We start from the raw sequence: 18,600 nt of genomic DNA, 5'->3' as shown, positions 1-18,600 counted from the left end.
CCTCGAATAAAGCCAGACATTTCATCCCGCATTAAAATATCTATAGTTCCTTTATTTCATCATTGACATATTTGATTCCTTCCTTGTCAATAACATCATTAAATTACCCTACACATCCACCTCGCACCATTTCAATAGTGTTAAAGCAATGATTTCACTGGCAATAAACATATCATCCAAATTGATATGCTCATTAGCATCGTGAGCTGTTTCGGTTATACCAGGCCCAAAAACAACCACGGGGGTATTTCCTACAGTAGAAAGAATACCGCCATCAGTTCCCCACGGACTTGCTTCGACAACAGGGTGTGCCCCCTTCACCTCTACAAAACTTTTTGTCAGTTCATTCATCAAAGGATGGTCACTTTCAAGACTTCCTGGCAGCCACCTGCCGCCAAACCATTCTAGCTTAAGAGGATGCTCCTGCAGCCACACATCATTTTTTGTCAATTCATGCAAGCAATTTTCCATTTCGAACTGTGCTGATTGTATCGTTTCTTCCGGCGAAACACCCATTCTTCCTTCGATAACAGCAGTGTCAGGCACTGATGATGGCCATTCGCCGCTTGTAATCTTGCCAATGTTAATCGGAATCGGGATAGGGATCTTTTCATAGAGAGGATCCGAGATATTAGCATTTCTGTCTTTCTCAAAATGTTGTAATCGTTGAATCACTAGGAGAGATTTCTCGATGGCGCTGACACCCTCGTACCTTGTTCCGCCGTGTGCCGCTTTACCATTCACGGTAATTCTAAACCACATCGACCCTTGTTGTTTCGGAAACATCTTCAAATTGGTTGGTTCGGGAATAATGGCCCCATCTGCATGATACCCTCTTAAAACTGCAGCAAGGGTACCGGCTCCGCCGCTTTCCTCTTCAATTACACTTTGAAAAATAACATCGCCTTTTAACTTAATTCCATTGGCAACCAACGATTCAATTGCCATTAGCAGTGCAACATTCCCGCCTTTCATATCTGTTGCACCCCTGCCATACAGCTTGCCGCACTCAATTATTCCGCTAAATGGATCATGTTCCCAGCTCGACTCCTTCCCAACTGGAACGACATCAATGTGTCCGTTTAAAATGATGGATTTACCTCCGCCTGTGCCTTTTAACACCGCAACAAGGTTGGGATTCCCATCGAAGCTTTGACGGTCGCAGCAATAAGCAGGGTGTTTTTTTAATTCAACACCATTAAGTTCCCAAATATCAAGTGCTAACCCAAGCTGACGACATTTTTCAATCACAAGCGCTTGGGTGCTGCTTTCGTTTCCCCGCGTGCTATTTTCACGAACAAGGATTTGTAACAGTCTTGCCCCTCGAGCACGATTCTCTTTTAGCCACTGCTTTATTTGGTTTTCATATTTTTTCAATTGATTCACTCCTCCAGGCAGATTTACGCTTAATACGGGATTTTCCGAACAGTTTCAGCTACTTTAAATTCACACCCGGTTTTATTTACCACATCATCTAAACTGTATGGTGCAAACAGCTCTATCAATAGCAAACCAGCTTCAGTTACCATAAACACAGCTAAATCGGTGACAATTAGATCGACGCAGCGCGCCGATGTTAATGGTAATGAGCATGATTGAACAATTTTCGGATGACCATGTTTGTCACAATGATTCATCACGACAATGACTTTTTTCGCTTTTTGTGCGAGTTCCATCGCCCCTCCCATGCCTGGAACCTTTTTCCCAGGAACTATCCAGTTTGCAAGGTCGCCATATTGACTTACCTGAAGGGAGCCTAATATGGTGATATCAACCCTGCCACGGCGAATCATTCCGAACGCAATGGCGCTGTCACAATAAGAGCCACCGTTGTTTAGTGTGACTGGAAATCCGCCGGCATTGCATAAATTTTCATCCTCTTTCCCTTTTTCAGGACTCGGTCCCATCCCGGTAATCCCATTTTCCGCATGAAACATCACCATTGTCTCTTTTGACAAATGGTTTGGAACAAGTGAAGGGATCCCAATGCCAAGATTGACCACCATTCCATTTTGAATTTCTTCCGCAGCCCTTTTCGCCATTTGGTTGCGAACATCTACTCCCATGCCCATTTCCAATTCACTCCCTTCGATGGAATGAGATAATCAACGAACACTCCAGGTGTAATAATTTCATCAGGGTTCAGGCTTCCCATTGGAACAATCTCTTCTACCTCTGCAATCGTTATATCCCCTGCCATCGCAACGAGTGGATTCGTATTCCGAGCACTTTTGTCATAAACTAAATTGCCATACTCATCCGCTTTTTTCGCATAAATGATGGAAACCTCTGCTGTTAAGGCAGTTTCAACAAGATAATTTTTTCCGTCAATCGCAAAAAGTGGTTTATTTTTCGCCACCATTTCATTATCCATGCCGATATCTGAAAGAAAAGCTGGCAGACCGACACCACCGGCACGGATTCTTTCTGCTAAAATGCCCTGTGGAGAAAACTCTACCTCCAGCTTTCCATCATGCATAAGCTGTCCTGCTATCGGGTTGGAGCCAATATGTGAGGCAATGACCTTCTTGGCCAGATCCTTGCTGATTAGTTTCCCAATACCAATATGCGGAAATCCTGTATCGTTTCCAATCAAGGTGAGCTCACGAATGCCTTTCTCCAAAATTCCATCAATCAATGTCGGAGGAGATCCGACCCCGCCAAAACCGCCAAACATGATTGTCATACCGTTATGAAAAAATTCCAGAACCGCCTCTAAGGTGGTTATTTTTCCGAATGAATTTTCCATTTAACTATCACCCACCGTTCCTACATTCATTTGGTTTGAAAAGGCTGCAAATGTTTCCTTCAATAAAAATACTAGGCTCTCAATCTCTCTTTTTGTAATCGTTAATGGTGGAGAGACAATGATTGCATCACCGTTCACCCCATCAATTCCAGCACCTGCAGGGTATAATAGGAGCCCTTTTTCCTTAGCAAGCGCTACTATTTTTTGTGTAATCATGGCTTGCCTCGGGAATGGCGTTTTCGTTTCGCGTACCTCCACAAATTCGATACCGAGCAGCAAGCCTTTGCCGCGAACATCACCGATAAACGAAAATTGTCCTTTTAGTATTTCAAGCTGATTTTTCAAATAAACTCCCTTCCATTCTACTTCTTTTATTATCTCGTTTTTTTCTAAGTATTCCAGAACAGCTAAAGACACGGCACATGATTGGGGATTGGCGCTCAATGTATGTCCGCTCATTACTGACTTTGTTCCGGCCAAAATCGGCGCCATTACCTTTTCACTCGCAACTGCTGCAGCAATCGGTGCATATCCTGCACCCATCCCTTTTCCAAATGCAACAATATCAGGTACAACGTCCCATTGCTCACATGCAAGAACCGTTCCAGTCCGTCCAAAACCTGTCATGACTTCATCCGCTATGAAGAGAAGATTGTTGTCCTCACAGATTTTTTTAATGGTTTTAAAATAACCTTTTGGAGGTGCAATCGCCCCGCCAGCAGCCCCAATAACGGGTTCAGCAATAAATGCAGCGATTTGGTCAGCTCCAATCCGCTTAATTGCCGTTTCCAATTCATTGGCACACATATAACCGCAGGACGGTGCCTCAAGACTGTATGGACAGCGGTAGCAATATGGCGGGTTGATGACTGGAAAGTCTTCTAAAAGCGGAACAAATCTAGCCCTTCTTCCTGTATGACCAGACATCGAAAGCGCTCCCAATGTTATTCCATGATAACTGACCCATCTTGATAAAACTTTCGTCTTTGATTGAATCCCTTGCTCCTGCCAATATTGAATCGCCATTTTCATTGCCGTCTCAGTAGCTTCAGAGCCACTATTCACAAAGAAACTCCAGTTTAGTTCGCCCGGTGTCCATTCGGCAATTTTTTTAGCTAGCTTTTCAGCTGCTTCGCTTGTAAATTGGGACCGATACACAAAGGAAACTTTTTTTGCCTGTTCCTGCATCGCCTCAATGATTTCGGTTGTGCCATGACCGATATTGGCTGTAACAGCACCTGAAGCCGCATCAAGGTATTTGTTCCCTTCTTTATCAAAAAGATAAACCCCTTTGCCATAATCAATGACAGGGTATAGTTCATCGAGCAAAGGTTTGATTAAAAAAGATTTTTCCATATGACACCACTTTCTTTATCAAAATAGGTCAGTCCCTTATGTCATTATATGAAGTGATTTTTCATTCTATCATCTGATTTGGTAAGGTTATAACGAAGAAATTATAAAATGCATTCTTAGTAATCTCTCTTTTACTTTTTGGCAAGGGTATTATAGAATGACTGTAGATTACAGAAGGAAAGGGTCATATGAACACAATAAAAAAAATTCAATTAAAAACGAAAGAACTATCCACTATACAGTTGATCGTGATTTTTTATTTGTCTGCATTAATCGCTTCTACACTCTTATTAAAAATTCCTCTAGCCCATCGTGAAAATGTTTCGTTAAGTTTTATTGATGCCATGTTCACTTCAGCTAGCGCCATCAGTGTAACAGGATTGAGCGTCATCTCCTTAAAAGATACATTTAGTAACTTTGGAATCTTTCTTTTATGCTTGATTCTGCAATTAGGCGGACTAGGCGTCATGTCCTTAAGTACTTTCTTATGGATTATGCTGGGGAAAAAAGTGGGTTTGAAAGAAAGACAGCTGATCATGATTGACCAAAATCAATCAAATCTTGCAGGATTGGTCCAGTTGGCAAAACGGATCTTAATTATTTTTGTTTCATTTGAATTAATAGGCGGTCTTATTTTAGGCTTTTGGTTCAAGGGTTATTACGATAGCCCTTTTACTGCCTTTAAACATGGATTTTTTGCTTCCATTAGCGCCACAACCAATGCAGGATTTGATATTACGGATGAGTCTCTTAGTCCTTTTAGTCATGATTACTTTGTTCAAACGGTAATTATCTTTTTAATGATTGTTGGTGCCATTGGTTTCCCTGTAATGGTGGAGATTTATGAATTCTTTTTAAGTCTAAAGCGGAAGAAAAGATTTCATTTTACCTTGTTTACGAAATTAACAACGTTAACCTTTGTCATTCTTACTGTAGTTGGCGCGATTGTTATTTATCTTTTAGACAGTCATCACTTTTTTGTAAATAAGGCATGGCATGAATCGTTTTTTTACTCCCTTTTTCATTCAGCAACAACCAAAAGCGCTGGATTAACGACAATGGATATCAATGATTTTACTCCAAGCAACCAGCTGTTCCTGTCAATTTTGATGTTTATTGGCGGCTCGCCCAGCAGTGCAAGCGGAGGGATCAGGACAACTACCTTCGCCATAGTGATATTATCGATTATTTTTTATGCTCAAGGAAAAAGCTCAATCAAAATATTTAGGCGGGAACTTCATAGCGAAGATGTGCTTAAATCATTTATTGTGCTAACAACTGCTGCCTTCCTCTGTTTGAGCTCAATCATCGTTTTATCCATTACAGAGCAAGGCACATTAATTGAGGTTATCTTTGAAGTCTCTTCTGCCTTCGGTACAAATGGATTATCAATGGGGTTAACATCTAGATTAACAACTTTTGGAAAGATCCTTATCATTAGCTTAATGTTTATCGGAAGAGTTGGCATTGTAACATGTTTACTCATCTTACGAGGCAAAGGCAGCAAGGAGAAATTCAATTATCCAAAGGAAAAGGTAACAATTGGATAATATTTCTACCTTAGCAAAGAAAAAGCTGACTCGTCTTTGTGAGTCAGCCCCTTTTCTTTTATTAAAAGTTCCAGCTTGCACCGATTATGATTAACAAAATAAACAAGACAACGATTAAAGCAAAGCCTCCAAAGCCAAAGCCTCCGCATCCACCTACAGGGTATGCCGGATAACCGCAGCAGCCATCATATCCATATCCATATCCATATCCACATCCACCATATCCTCCATACATACACGCTTCACTCCTCGATAAATTGTATCTATTCCATGTTACTTTATGTACTTGGTACTTGACCTGTATGTGCATTCGCCTATATTATGAGAGACAATGATAAATTTGTGGGTGATAGGATGAAAGCAATTTTAAAGAATTTTATTAATGGTATTTTAACGATTGTGCCGATTATTCTTGTAATCTATGTCATTTATAAAACGTTTTTATTTTTGGACGGGTTATTAGGCAATATATTGAGACCTTACCTGAGGGAAGATTACATACCTGGAATCGGCTTATTAACAACCATTGTTTTGATTACAATTTTAGGATGGCTGTCCACAAAATATGTAATGGGGAAAATCATTAAACTAATTGATCGTCTTCTTGAAAAAATCCCGGTAGTAAAAACGATTTATTCCGTCATTAAGGATACGGTTCAATCCTTCCTAGGCGATAAGAAATCGTTTTCCAAGGTGGCATTAGTTGTCATTCCAGGTACTGAAATGCGCAGTATCGGCTTTATTACTTCGGAGCAATTAGAGGATTTTTATAGTCCCTTAAAGGATCATGTTGCGGTCTATATTCCGCAAACATTCCAGGTAGCAGGATTTACCTTTTTAATCCCAAAGGAGCAAGTTGAGATTATCGATGTTAAGGCCGAAGATGCAATGAAGTTTGTCCTCTCAGGCGGAATGACATCTACTTCAAAACAAAAGGGGAAACATTCATAAAATAAAAAGCCGCAAATTGGCGGCTTTTATTTTTTATCAAATAGTTTTGTAAATTCTCCGTACCCTTCTTCTTCAAGCTTTTCTTTCGGGATAAACCGTAATGCGGCGGAGTTGATACAATAGCGCAAGCCTGTTGGGTCTGGGCCATCATTAAATACATGACCTAGGTGAGAATCCGCTGATTTACTTCTTACCTCTGTCCTCACCATAAAATGGCTATGATCTGCTTTTTCCAACACTTCTTCGTCTTCAATCGGTTTCGTAAAGCTCGGCCAGCCGCAGCCGGCATCAAATTTATCAAGAGAACTGAATAACGGCTTACCGGAAACAATGTCGACATATATCCCTTCTCGGGTTTCATTCCAATATTCATTGCGAAACGGCGGCTCCGTACCATTATTTTGTGTCACTTCATACTGGATGGGTGTTAATTCCTTTTTCAAATCTTTATTTCCCATGATGATTCCCCCAATTCCTCTCAATAAAACCAGCCCTGCCTGACCCGACATGATAGGACTGATAATGGGCACTGTTTTTCTTATAGTAGTGTTGATGATATTCTTCAGCAGGATAAAAGGGTTGCGCTGGCAAAATTGGTGTCACGATTGGCTTGTTAAACCGGCCGCTTTCTTGCAGCTTTTGCTTAGACTCTTCAGCAATCCTCTTTTGTGTTTCATCATGGTAAAAAATTGCTGTTTGATATGATTGGCCCCGGTCATGAAACTGGCCGCCTGCGTCTGTAGGGTCGATTTGCTGCCAAAATAACTCAACTAATTTTTCATACGGGAAAATGTTCGGATTATAAGTGATTTGAACGGCTTCATAATGTCCGGTGGTATCTGTGCAGACCTGCTGATAGGTCGGGTTTTCGACTGTTCCCCCGGTATATCCGGACAAAACACTTATTATGCCCGGCTGTTCATCAAACGGCTTCACCATGCACCAAAAACAGCCGCCCGCAAATGTTGCTAATTGATGTTTCTCTTCCATGTTCCCACCCCTTTTCGTCTTACTAAAAGTATAACAAATGTTTGCTTCAAAATAAAATATTGGAACCTACATAAAGAAAGCCGAACCAGTTCCTCCCGGTTCGGCACTCCATACTTATCGGCTTTTCCACTGATTCATTTGTTTGTTTAAATTTTTCCAGTGTTTTCGTTCCTCCGACTGTGCTCGTTTGTCAGCTTTTCGTTCAATGAACGCCAGCTCTTTTTGCAGCTTGTTATAGCTATACAGCCGTTCAGCCGCCACGAAACCTTCTTCAATTGCCTTCACGACTGCACATCCCGGTTCATCCTTATGCTGGCAATCACGGAAGCGGCACTGGGAAGAAAGTTCGTCAATTTCTGAAAAGGTTTCAGTTAATCCATCAGCACTTTCCCATAGCTGCAATTCTCTCATGCCCGGAGTGTCGATTAAAATACTGCCATTTGGCAATAAAATCAGTTCTCTGTGGGTTGTCGTATGTCTTCCTTTCGCATCGTCCGCACGAATCTCTTGAACCAATTGCTTTTCTTCCCCTAATAACCGATTTGTTAACGTTGATTTCCCGACCCCAGATGACCCAAGTAAAGCAATCGTTTTGCCTGGCTGCAAAAAAGCATCTAATTTTTCAAAACCACTCATGGTCTCGGAACTAATCGGTATAACAGGGACACCACCATAAGCAATGGCTTCGATTTCAGCTAACTTCTCCACCAGATCTTGACAAAGGTCTGCTTTACTTAGAACAATAACAGGATTTGCCCCACTTTCCCATGTAAGCAAAAGATAGCGTTCAATCCTTCGTAAATTTAAATCTTCATTTAATGAGTTGACAAGGAAAACAGTATCAACGTTTGCGGCAACTATTTGTTCTTCAGCGGTGCCACCAGCTGATTTTCTAGAGAACTTACTATTTCGCGGCAAGACTGCAAAAATCGTTCCCTTTCCTTCCTCAAACCTTGGTTTCAGAGAGACCCAATCACCCACCGCAGGAAAATCCTCTCTTGAGTGAGCCTGAAAACTAAACTTACCCGAAACCTCAGATAATAATTCACCCTGCTCTGTCCATACCCGGTACATCCTCTTGTGCTCAAGGGCCACGCGGCCAATAATCACATCATCACTTGTTTTTATAGTATTAAAATCATTCTTTACCTTTTCAGTTAAACCCATTGTTACTAAATTCATCCATATTCCTCCAGCGAATTTATTTTTTTAAAAAATAAAAAACCATAGACACACAGCCCATGGTTGATTCGCATCGTCAAATAAGGGGGGATCAAAAAGACCCTGCCTAATCGAAAAATCTTTGGGCTGTGCAAACAATATTCATCTTAGCTGTTACTCTCATCGTTTCAATTAACATTGCACGTCACCCACTTTCCAACATATTTAATAATAGTATATGCAAAATTTATCCACTTGTAAACAAAAATGCCAATTTTCGCAAACGGAATGTAGACACCTACCTATTTCAGATTGAATAATTTATAGTGTAATCCACTAGTTAGGAGTTGATAAAATGTCCGAGACAAGAAACCAAGCCAATTATCTTCAAAAAGCTGCCATGTATAATTTGTTAGCCCAATATTATAAATACACAAACCCCAATTTACACATTCATTTCTATTTAAAACATTATAAAAACATCAATAAAGCTATGAACATCATGCGTACGAATTCTCAATTACAACAAGGAGAAGCAAAAGTCCGCCTGCTTCACACCTCCCATGATTCCCCCAATGTTGATGTTTATATAAATGGAAAAAAGGTCATAAAGGATCTGTCATATATGCATGTCAGTCTGGAACTTTCCTTAAATCCTGGGAAGTACCATATTGATATATATCCATCCGGGAATATGGTTGACAGTGTCTTAAATAAAAATGTAACGGTGGAGGCGGGAAAATCGTATACACTGACAACGATTGATTCTGTTAAAAAGATGCGCCTGCTTGTGTTTTTGAACGAGCAAGGTGTACCTTTAAATGAAGCAAAAGTACGCTTTATTCACTTATCTCCAGATACCCCGCCACTTGATATCGCCGTGAAGGGTCGAGATGTGATTTTCCCTAAAGTTTCCTATAAACAAACCACCAATTATTTAGGATTAACACCGATGACAGTAGACCTAGAAGGAAGAGCTGCAGGAAGTAAAGATGTACTTTTGCCAATGCCAAAAGTACAGTTTAAGGCAAATGAGAGTTACACGATTGTATTTCTCGGCTTATCAAAAGGCACACCAGAATTTCAATTTATCACCATTAAGGACTAACCCAAAAATAGGTGCCCGGACTAGGCACCTATTTTACTGGTACTAATATAGTAAAAGCGATATCATCATTCTTTAAATCAAATTTATCGGCTTTGATTTTTAGATTACTTTTCAGTTTTAATTGCTGCATGTGGATATAAACAAGATGATCATTCGGTCTAATATCGACTCCTTTTGGAAGCTTGTAGTTTTCACTAATAAAGTTAAGAACGTATGAAATTGGAAGATGTAACTTTCCGACCGCCATTGATTTTTGCTCTAAGATCAAATCACCATTTTTTTGCGCGATTGGTTCAAAGGTCAATTTTAAATTTAATTTTTCACTAAAAAATGGCAATGTCCCATATAATTCAACTTCATCCCCTAATATGACCCGATAATCAATCGGAGAATCAGCTGCTTCCTCTTTTAGATAATGGTTAATAAGCCTATTTAAATCATACTTATTTGAATTTACATGGAAGGAAACATGGTCACCTGTTGGACTATTCAATTTGCTGATTTCGTTGCTATCCGACGGAGCCAATAGTAGCGATAAAATAATAATTGCGAACAAAAGGTTGAGTCCTAGCAAAAGAAGGAACCCAAATTTCCATTTATTTTTCATCTAATTCTCCTCTGTACTGACCGTATAGGACGATTTCTCCAGGTCAGGTATTACTCGCTCACCCAAGGTCTCGTTCAACCTTCCAGCAATCAGTTCGTATCCCTTGTCATTTGGATGGAAATGATCGGTATACAAAAGTTCTTCAGCTGCATTCAAAAACACGTCTTCGATTTCAACAAAATAGGCATTGGGATAATTGGCAATCACACTTTGACCAGCTTGATTCCAGTCGGCAACTATTTGATCCATCTCTTTTATATCAGAAAACAACTTCGAAAATGGATTGTACAAGCCAACAAGCACGATGGACGCGTTTGGATTTTCTTGGACAATCGCCTCCATAATTTGTGTTAAATGGGTACGATAGGTTTCTTTTTCCTTGATAAAATCAGATATTTGAAGGTTTGAAATATTGTCCTTTACGACCTTCATAATATCGTTGCCGCCAATGGTTAGAACCACCAAATTCGATTTCTGTATTACTTCCTTCATTTCCGGGGTTTTGAGTCTTTTTAACAGCTGAGTTGTCCGATTACCCTTTACCCCAAAATTATAGAAATCAACTTCTTGGATTCCTTTTTCTTTTTCTAGCATTGTTTTTAAGTAAGGTAAGTATCCGCCTCGCTCCGTACTGTCGCCAACGCCTTGCGTTAAGGAATCACCAGCAGATAGAACCGTCAATTTTCGCGGGTAAAAATCGGCGGGGATTTGTGCAAAAACCTGTGTTGCCACCTTCTTTTCCTGATGGAGCACTAAAGGTTTAGATTGACTGCATGAACCTAATAATAATACCGAGAGAATTAGAGGGGTGAAATACTTTTTCATTTTTATTCACCTGCCTTCTAAAGTAATTTTATTATACCACGACTCTATTCATTCAAAACAAATATGTAATATATCCTATTCCTGGCAAAAAAATAGACCTATGTAAAGGTCTATTGCAATGTTTTAATATCGTTGATGATTTCATCAAACGGAACTTCTTGGTCCCCTTTATAGGTTTTTTTTATGTTCCCATCCTGATCTACTAGATAAAAATACGGTTGGTGCAAGACATTACCCTCTGACATCTTTTTAACAATTGTTTTAAAGTTTTTCGGTCCATATTCTTCAATAAATTCTTGAGAATAGCCAGTTAGAAAGTTCCAATTTTTAAAATCAACACCAAATTGCGTAGCATAGCGTGTTAAAACCTCTGGTGTATCTACTTTAGGATCCACACTGAAGGAAACAAATTCGACATTTTTTAATTCTTCATCCTTCACCATTTTTTGTAATTTCACCATATTGGAAGTCATCGGCGGGCACACATCTGGACAGCTGGTAAACATAAAGTTAGAAATCCATATCTTACCCTTTAAATCCTTTAAGCTTATTGGCTTGTTTTCCTGGGTTGTCGCCGTAAAATTCTTTATCGGCCAATTCACGGCATTTTCTATTTCTTTCTTCCCACATGCGGCCATTAACAACGTACTAATCACTAAAAATACTAACAAAAACCGAGCCTTCATGATATCACCTGCAACCTTTTTCTATTCCATAACGTGAATAGTGTAACAAAGAATTGAAAAAGAAGAAAGTAAATGGGCTTTAATCAATAGAACCGGTCTTAGTTATCGTATTTTTCACTTGAACTTCAAATTTTGCATTTTTGTATTTTTCTTTCCATCCTTTTTTAGAAATCCTTTTCCCCCGTGTCCTGGCGATATATTTTTCCCCAAATCCTACAGGATCCACACCATTTTTTTGAAAACCTAGGAGTAATTTTTTTATCTCCTTTTCCATTTCCCTATTTGCTTCTTTTTCAATATACTTAATATTCTCTGGAGTAGACAAATCTAATGGCTCTGTCGCTTCCAACAATATTGATGCCAAGTCTATTTCTATCTTATAACGAAGGTTTTGTTTGTCGACTAATTTAATTTTAGAGTGACTGCGAATATTATCAAGATTAAGATAAAATTTATTGTAAACTGTTCGATAAGCAATACCTTCTTCTTTCCTGATGACTTTTTTAAATCGGGATCGGGTAAATCCAAGTTCGAATGACCCGGATTGATATTTATCTGATAAGACTTTTAAGTAAAAAAGTTCGTCACTATTAAGTGTATCAACCATCCTGTCTTCCTTAAAAAGGGCAATCCCCGATATGATAATGGTCCCATTCTTTATTGTTAAAATGGGCAAGACTGGATCCTTTCCATGATCACTAAAGAAATGATTAAAGTCATGAAGTGTGGGAGAAAGGAGCTGTTCACTTTCAACATTTTGTTTTATTAAATTATATAAATACGTCCCAAGGTCAGTTTTAAGATTCTTCTGTTCGGTATTAAAAATGGATGAAGCATCACCATCAGCAACCGTTAAGTAAACCGTATTTCCAATGCTTGGATCGCGATTCAGGGCATCTACAAGCTGAATAATTCCACGTTTTGCTAATTCCCTGCTGTAGATTACACAGCGAAGCTGTCCCATGACTAGTCTTTGGTCTGTTTCAAGATTTTGCTCTTGCCGGATTGCCTTACTTGTATTGCCATCAACTGTTATGATTTTCGTTAGATTTTTTGCTAACGGATCAAATTTATGGACAACTGCAGTACCCTTAATCCGATTTTCCTGTTCCAAATCATACCCCACAGCCGTCATTAATCCTAACTTTTCCAACTGTTTACGCTCTACACATCCCGATAAAAAAATGACACAAGAAAGTAGAGCAACCAGCAGGTTCCACTTAGGGCACTTCTGCATGTGATTTTTTCCTCCTTGATAGTCGCTTTTTCACGAAAACTATAATGGAAAGAACAATTGGGTAACAATAAGCCGCATAAAACCCTATTTTTGCAATTAAATCTGTAACCTCATTCTCTTGATATCTTGCTTTTATGAAAAAAGTGGTACTAAAAGCAAGTAAGGCAATGATCCATACCCCCCATTTTTGCTTTCGTTTTAAAATTCTTGAAAAACCTTTTGAGGCCGCCCATAGGTAAGTACACAAATTAGGTAATATCACCAGCATCCAAAAGGAAACAACAATAAACTCAAACCTTTCTAAATTGGGAAGCTTGACAACTTTAAACATCGAAATCACAGGCCATATAACATTTTTAAGGCTGTCTTCTGCAAAAAAGATAATTGAAATGAATGTAAGAATCGTAAATGTGATGGTCGTAAAAGCATTTCCAAGCTGGACATAAAGATGGGCTTTCCGTTTTTCCTTAATGAAGGGATAGACAAATAAGATTAATTCAAAGCCCATCATCGAGTAAGTAGTACTTTTAACGCCTTTTAGCAGGTGTTTTATATCCACATTCATAATCGGAAAAATATGCGCAATGTCCGAATACCGTAATGCTACAATTTGAATCAAAATCAGCCACACCGTTCCTATAACGGATAAAAAAGCCACCCCAACAATCACTCTAATTCCACCATAAACAGCATAAACGGCGATAAGTATCAGAACGAAAGCAAGCGGCCAAGTGGGTAAATTGGGGAAGATCCATACCTGAACAATTTCAATATAATTCATCATAATAATAAAAAAAGCGGCGGACATATAGAGCATGTAAAGAGTACTCAGAAAATTACCCAGCCATTTTCCGAATACATCCACATGAATCCCGTATAAATCAGCACTATCATATTGTTTTAGCATCATCATCACAAACCACAAAACAATGGAAACGAAAACCCCGCCTAGTAACACAGAGATCCAGGCATCATGCTTTGCCTCTAGATAAACGATTCTAGGCAGCCCGACAACCCCCACTCCAGCTTGCACTGAGTAAATAATAAATATGAGAAAAAAAGCATTAAACAAGATATTTTTCTTTGGATGTAAATTCACCTTCATTTTGTTCGCTCCTATTCATCTACATCCTTTTTTTTCGCTTTTTGCGCGGAAAACCGCTGCACATCGATTGGGTGGTTCGTTATTGGCCGCTTTGAAAGATATTGAGTTGGAACGCGGAAGAAACTGTATCCTAAATCCCTCCACCTTAACGGATAGACAGGTGAAAGATAGGATCCTCCCATCGTGTCCAATTTTAATAGGTGAATGAGGAAAAAACAAAAAGCGACCATGATCCCGATTCCTCCCCAAAAGCCCGCTAGCAGAATGATTGGAAACCGTATCATCCGAATTGCCGTACTCATTATATAACTAGGAGTGGTAAATGAGCCAAGCGCACTCAGGGCAATGATAATAATTAAAATATTACTCGTAAAACCGGCATCCACCGCTGCCTGACCAACGACAATACCGCCAACGATACCCATTGTTTGACCAACCTTCGTTGGCAGCCTAGCTCCCGCCTCTCGTAATAGCTCAATAAAAAATTCAAGCAAAAGTGCCTCAAACATAGGTGGAAATGGTACGTTCGCTCTAGATTGTCCCAATGAAACCAGCAATGCCGATGGAATGACTTCATAATGATAGGTCAAAACGGCTACATAGGCAGGTGTAAGAAGAACGGACATAAAAGCTGCCAGCAACCGTAAAAATCTTAGAGCAAGCCCCATGTTCCAGCGCATATACACATCTTCGGTGGACTCAAAAAAGGTAAAAAATGGAGTTGGTCCATATAAAGCATCAGGACTCCTGTCCATTAACACAACAACTTTCCCTCTCATCAATGCAATCGAGACTCGATCAGGAAGCTCTGTTGTCACTAATTGTGGAAAAACAGTCCAACTATTATTTTCAATTAATTGACCAAGGACCGTGGTGCCAGCAACATGGTCTATCTCTAATTGATTGATTCTTTCTCGAAAAGCATTAACATGTTCTTCAGCCGCTATGTCTTTTATATAGATAAGCTTTGCCTCTGCTTTTGTTCTTGTTCCAACCGTCAAATCTTCCATGCATAAGTTTATATCTTTTATGTTTTGTCTTAAAATATTTAAATTGCCGCTAAGGGATTCGGTAAAAGCGATTTTGGGCCCATAAACAAGTGACTCGGTTTCAGCCTTTTCAATTCCTCTTTCTACCGTTTTACTTACATTACCGAGTATGCCATAAGGCTGCCCTTCCACGTAAATGTATACCTTTCCTACATTTATTCCTTCAACAACATCATCTAGTTGATTTTGAGCGGATAAATCGGAAATAGAAAGGATTTGCGCAATTGCATCGCATGTCCACTCGGTTTGGGTATTTTCTTGAATGGGCGCTAAAATAAATTCATCAAGGGCATTTTTATCAATTAAGCTATGCATATAACATAAAACAAGTTTTTGTCCATCACGTTTTAAGTTTCTAAATGCTAGGTCGGAACCCACATTGAGTTGACTTTTGATCTGTTCCTTTAATCCATCTATAGTTAAACTATGTGGTTTCGATTCTTCAGTGGACTTCTTTCCAGCTAACCATTTGAACATTCGCAACACCTTTTACGATTCAATTTTCCTTATCTTTTCCAAAATACCAGTTATTACCCATAAAAATGGATGGTGCCCATCCTGTTTTTTAATCAAATAAAGCTTTTCCTCGTACCAAACTAATATGGTATTATGAATGTGTATTCACTCAAGAGTTAAATTTATGAATATTCTGAAGTTCGATTATGAGCTGAAAGGCAGAGGTGATGACAATGGAGCAAATTGGCCCCATTATGATTTTAGAAGGTCCAAAGCACAGTAAGGTACCCTATTCGCGCAGTCTGTTCATCGATTGTCCCGAAAAAGTGTTAATTGATAGCGGGGCGGACGCCAATATCCTGTTAGAAATGAATCAGGAATATGGGATTAACTTAATCATCAATACCCATTATCATCCTGACCATACCCGTCATAACTACCTATTTAAGGATGCAAAAAAATGGATTAATCCGATTGAATTTGAAACGGCAAGAACTCTAGAAGGGGTTGCCCGGGCAAATGGGGTCTATCAGGAATTGGAACCTCTCGGTTTTAAACAGTGGAAGCAATCACTACCGCAAGAATGGGTCCAAAATCTGGGGGAAATTTCAGGAACATATGAGTATGAAACAGACTATTCATTTGGTGATGTAAAGGTAATATTTTTACACACCCCGGGACACACGAGCGGACTTTCATGCCCATATTTTCCGGACGAAGGCGTTGTCTTTGTTGGCGATTACGACATGACTTCATTTGGTCCATGGTATAACGGCACTGATGGTGATATTGAAGATTTTATTGCCTCAGGCAAACGGCTGCTAACACTTGATGCGGACATCTATATTACGGGACACCAAAAAGGCATCTTCTCCAAGCAGCAATTCGGTGAAGCGATGAAAAAATTTCTCGATATCATCGATCGCAGAGATGAAACGATTGAACAGTGTGTCCGCCAAGGGCTGACTTTTGAGGAAATCACTAATATCGGGATTTTTTATCCGAGAAAAAGTTTGGAAAACCCGATCTTAACAACTTGGGAGCGAAGCGGTATTCGAAAGCATTTACACCGTCTTGGAATTTCATTACCAGAATCCACAGGGGAACTTGTCAAGGCAAAATAGGATGGGGTCAAGGCCCCATCCTTTTTATCTTCTTCACTATTCAACATAATACATCAATGCAAGTGCACCAGGCCCGGTATGTGTACTGACAATGGGTCCGGTATAATCTATTTCCACATCTTGAAATCCGGTTAATTCAAAAATACTGTCTTTAATTTTCACAGCCAGCTCATGTGCCTCCGCATGGGCAATTCCAACACCACGGATGGTCTTCCCCTTTACATCTTCTGCAAACTGCTTAGCCATAAACTTAACAACCTGTGAATGGCTGCGGACCTTTGTCACGGGTGTATATTCAGCACCTTCAAGTGAGGCAATCGGTTTGATATTTAAAAGGGAACCGATAAACGCCTTTCCTTTCCCGATTCTTCCGCCCTTTACAAGATTTTCTAACGTGTCAACCATAATGTATAATTTAGTATGCTCACGAATTGCCTCAAGACGCTCAAGAATTTCCTCGCTACTCTTCCCCTGTTTTGCCATTTCGGCAGCTTCCCTTACTTGAAAGGAAAGGGCTTTCGAAATAAATTTGGAATCAACAACAGTAACTTTTGTCTCCGTCATTTGGGCAGCGCTTTCGGCCGAGCGCACTGTACCACTCATTTTTCCGGTCATATGAATGGATAATACTTCATAACCTTCTGCCCCAAGCCGGTCATAGACTTCAAGAAAGGCTCCTGTGGAAGGCTGTGAGCTTTTCGGTAATTCTTTAGAACCACTCATATTTTCAATAAATTCAACCGGATTCATTTCTACCCGATCTAAAAAAGTTTCTCCATTTATCGTTATAGTCAAAGGTACAATAATAATACCAAGCTTGGCAGCCATTTCATTTGATATATCCAAAGTTGAATCGGTTACAATTTTTATTTTGCTCATAACGTCACATCCCTACCATTACTGCTATGTATTATACAGGTTTCATGATTTGAATGAAATATATTATATTGAAAAAATAAAAGAGCAACGGTCGCCCGATGCTCGAATGAAATTAAGCGTTATTTTTTAATTCTCCCACTTTAAAAAGCTGCTCATAATCCGGCCATTTCATGACCTTTTTCAAATATTCTTTAAATGAGTAGCATCTCTTTGGCTTTCTTTCTTGATCAATGGACGCAAGAAACGTCTGTAAACGGACTTGGATCATAAATTTATAAGTACTATCTTCCTCCAATACAGGAATATCCATGACTTTAACCTTCTGTCCAACATCATTTTTGAACTCTAGGCTTTTGAATAACAAAATATCAATCCTCTTTTTCACCCGTTTGACTATATTATACACCTATTAGAACTCGAAAGGTGTCTAATTATGCTTGGTTTAGAAAAATATTTGTGAAATATTTGCAACAAAAATAAGTCATGAATTTCATGTAATGGCCTGTTATGTCAATCATATGATTTGAAAATGTAAGGTCTGACCAGTGGTAGCGATTTAGGGTTGTGTAGGGAATAACGTTTTTGGACAAGAAACAAGTGAGGATGATCTGGGTTGCGGCTTTCAGCATCGTGGAGTTTAGCGTAGGTGAGGTTTTGATTGCAATTGGGGCAGATCCACTTTCCGGTATCACAGCTGCTGAAGGATGGCTTTTGGCAGTTTGGGCAGAGCTTTTTGTACATATTTCACAACTCCTGTTTTTGTAGTA

At 39.4% G+C, this 18,600-nt stretch carries 21 protein-coding genes; 5 read left to right on the top strand and 16 right to left on the bottom strand.

What is annotated here, in order from left to right:
* Positions 1-108: 108 nt before the first annotated feature.
* From ACIQXV_RS05890 to ACIQXV_RS05875, 4 genes are read right to left on the bottom strand one after another with little or no spacing between them, the layout of a single operon-like run.
* Positions 109-1,377 (bottom strand): peptidase, encoded by a 1,269-nt coding sequence (locus tag ACIQXV_RS05890; protein WP_402956906.1) that lies wholly within the window; start codon positions 1,375-1,377, stop codon positions 109-111.
* A 29-nt stretch (positions 1,378-1,406) separates the two neighbouring features.
* Entirely contained in the window at positions 1,407-2,072 is a 666-nt protein-coding gene (locus tag ACIQXV_RS05885; RefSeq protein ID WP_402956904.1) for a 3-oxoacid CoA-transferase subunit B, read from the bottom strand.
* On the bottom strand, positions 2,057-2,749 hold the full coding sequence (locus ACIQXV_RS05880) for a CoA transferase subunit A (RefSeq protein ID WP_402956902.1): 693 nt from the start codon (positions 2,747-2,749) through the stop codon (positions 2,057-2,059). The genes ACIQXV_RS05885 and ACIQXV_RS05880 overlap by 16 nt, the downstream gene beginning before the upstream one ends.
* Positions 2,750-4,105 carry an aspartate aminotransferase family protein gene (locus ACIQXV_RS05875; RefSeq protein WP_402956900.1) on the bottom strand — a complete coding sequence of 452 codons (1,356 nt, stop codon included), beginning with the start codon at positions 4,103-4,105 and terminating at the stop codon, positions 2,750-2,752. It abuts the gene before it with no gap.
* 188 nt (positions 4,106-4,293) lie between these two features.
* Here ACIQXV_RS05875 and ACIQXV_RS05870 point away from each other — a divergent pair, with 188 nt between their 5' ends.
* Positions 4,294-5,655 carry a TrkH family potassium uptake protein gene (locus tag ACIQXV_RS05870; protein ID WP_402956898.1) on the top strand — a complete coding sequence of 454 codons (1,362 nt, stop codon included), beginning with the start codon at positions 4,294-4,296 and terminating at the stop codon, positions 5,653-5,655.
* A 61-nt stretch (positions 5,656-5,716) separates the two neighbouring features.
* Here ACIQXV_RS05870 and ACIQXV_RS05865 read toward each other — a convergent pair whose 3' ends face one another.
* A complete protein-coding gene (locus ACIQXV_RS05865; RefSeq protein ID WP_402956896.1) occupies positions 5,717-5,890 on the bottom strand; it encodes a YjcZ family sporulation protein in 174 nt (57 codons plus the stop codon).
* A gap of 119 nt (positions 5,891-6,009) precedes the next feature.
* Between ACIQXV_RS05865 and ACIQXV_RS05860 the strand changes: the two genes are divergently transcribed.
* On the top strand, positions 6,010-6,606 hold the full coding sequence (locus tag ACIQXV_RS05860) for a DUF502 domain-containing protein (protein ID WP_402956894.1): 597 nt from the start codon (positions 6,010-6,012) through the stop codon (positions 6,604-6,606).
* 26 nt (positions 6,607-6,632) lie between these two features.
* Here ACIQXV_RS05860 and msrB read toward each other — a convergent pair whose 3' ends face one another.
* From msrB to rsgA, 3 genes are all read right to left on the bottom strand, one after another.
* A complete protein-coding gene (msrB, locus tag ACIQXV_RS05855; RefSeq protein WP_402956892.1) occupies positions 6,633-7,064 on the bottom strand; it encodes a peptide-methionine (R)-S-oxide reductase MsrB in 432 nt (143 codons plus the stop codon).
* Positions 7,054-7,596: a peptide-methionine (S)-S-oxide reductase MsrA gene (msrA, locus tag ACIQXV_RS05850; RefSeq protein ID WP_402956890.1), complete on the bottom strand. Its 543-nt coding sequence runs from the start codon at positions 7,594-7,596 to the stop codon at positions 7,054-7,056. Before msrA ends, msrB begins: the two co-directional genes overlap by 11 nt.
* Before the next feature lie 114 nt (positions 7,597-7,710).
* Entirely contained in the window at positions 7,711-8,778 is a 1,068-nt protein-coding gene (gene rsgA / locus ACIQXV_RS05845; protein WP_402956888.1) for a ribosome small subunit-dependent GTPase A, read from the bottom strand.
* Positions 8,779-9,112: 334 nt separating this feature from the next.
* Here rsgA and ACIQXV_RS05840 point away from each other — a divergent pair, with 334 nt between their 5' ends.
* Positions 9,113-9,865, top strand: coding sequence for a DUF4397 domain-containing protein (locus ACIQXV_RS05840; protein WP_402956886.1), 753 nt, complete (start codon positions 9,113-9,115; stop codon positions 9,863-9,865).
* A gap of 28 nt (positions 9,866-9,893) precedes the next feature.
* Here the strand turns inward: ACIQXV_RS05840 and ACIQXV_RS05835 are convergent, their stop codons facing one another.
* The 6 genes from ACIQXV_RS05835 to ACIQXV_RS05810 all read right to left on the bottom strand — a co-directional run bounded on the left by ACIQXV_RS05835 (position 9,894) and on the right by ACIQXV_RS05810 (position 15,851).
* Entirely contained in the window at positions 9,894-10,472 is a 579-nt protein-coding gene (locus ACIQXV_RS05835) for a YpmS family protein (RefSeq protein ID WP_402956884.1), read from the bottom strand.
* On the bottom strand, positions 10,473-11,297 hold the full coding sequence (locus tag ACIQXV_RS05830) for an SGNH/GDSL hydrolase family protein (protein ID WP_402956882.1): 825 nt from the start codon (positions 11,295-11,297) through the stop codon (positions 10,473-10,475). It lies immediately after the preceding gene.
* Positions 11,298-11,407: 110 nt separating this feature from the next.
* Positions 11,408-11,983 carry an SCO family protein gene (locus ACIQXV_RS05825; protein WP_402956880.1) on the bottom strand — a complete coding sequence of 192 codons (576 nt, stop codon included), beginning with the start codon at positions 11,981-11,983 and terminating at the stop codon, positions 11,408-11,410.
* A gap of 79 nt (positions 11,984-12,062) precedes the next feature.
* Positions 12,063-13,220, bottom strand: coding sequence for a Ger(x)C family spore germination protein (locus ACIQXV_RS05820; RefSeq protein ID WP_402956878.1), 1,158 nt, complete (start codon positions 13,218-13,220; stop codon positions 12,063-12,065).
* Entirely contained in the window at positions 13,204-14,325 is a 1,122-nt protein-coding gene (locus tag ACIQXV_RS05815; RefSeq protein WP_402956876.1) for a GerAB/ArcD/ProY family transporter, read from the bottom strand. Before ACIQXV_RS05815 ends, ACIQXV_RS05820 begins: the two co-directional genes overlap by 17 nt.
* Before the next feature lie 11 nt (positions 14,326-14,336).
* Positions 14,337-15,851, bottom strand: coding sequence for a spore germination protein (locus ACIQXV_RS05810; RefSeq protein ID WP_402956874.1), 1,515 nt, complete (start codon positions 15,849-15,851; stop codon positions 14,337-14,339).
* Positions 15,852-16,063: 212 nt separating this feature from the next.
* On the opposite strand from ACIQXV_RS05810, the gene ACIQXV_RS05805 reads away from it, so the two are divergent.
* Positions 16,064-16,954, top strand: coding sequence for an MBL fold metallo-hydrolase (locus tag ACIQXV_RS05805; RefSeq protein WP_402956872.1), 891 nt, complete (start codon positions 16,064-16,066; stop codon positions 16,952-16,954).
* A 36-nt stretch (positions 16,955-16,990) separates the two neighbouring features.
* Here ACIQXV_RS05805 and ACIQXV_RS05800 read toward each other — a convergent pair whose 3' ends face one another.
* On the bottom strand, positions 16,991-17,833 hold the full coding sequence (locus ACIQXV_RS05800) for a DegV family protein (RefSeq protein WP_402956870.1): 843 nt from the start codon (positions 17,831-17,833) through the stop codon (positions 16,991-16,993).
* Positions 17,834-17,945: 112 nt separating this feature from the next.
* Positions 17,946-18,197, bottom strand: a complete 252-nt coding sequence (locus ACIQXV_RS05795; protein ID WP_402956868.1) for a DUF2535 family protein — start codon at positions 18,195-18,197, stop codon at positions 17,946-17,948.
* A gap of 218 nt (positions 18,198-18,415) precedes the next feature.
* Here ACIQXV_RS05795 and ACIQXV_RS05790 point away from each other — a divergent pair, with 218 nt between their 5' ends.
* Positions 18,416-18,598, top strand: a complete 183-nt coding sequence (locus ACIQXV_RS05790; protein ID WP_402956866.1) for a hypothetical protein — start codon at positions 18,416-18,418, stop codon at positions 18,596-18,598.
* Positions 18,599-18,600: the final 2 nt, after the last annotated feature.

Origin of the sequence: Neobacillus sp. NPDC097160 (assembly GCF_044762155.1) — a bacterium.
Taxonomy (GTDB): domain Bacteria; phylum Bacillota; class Bacilli; order Bacillales; family Cytobacillaceae; genus Neobacillus.
The sequence above is the reverse complement of the archived record's forward strand: the minus strand, read 5'-3'. Positions and strand labels throughout refer to the sequence as shown.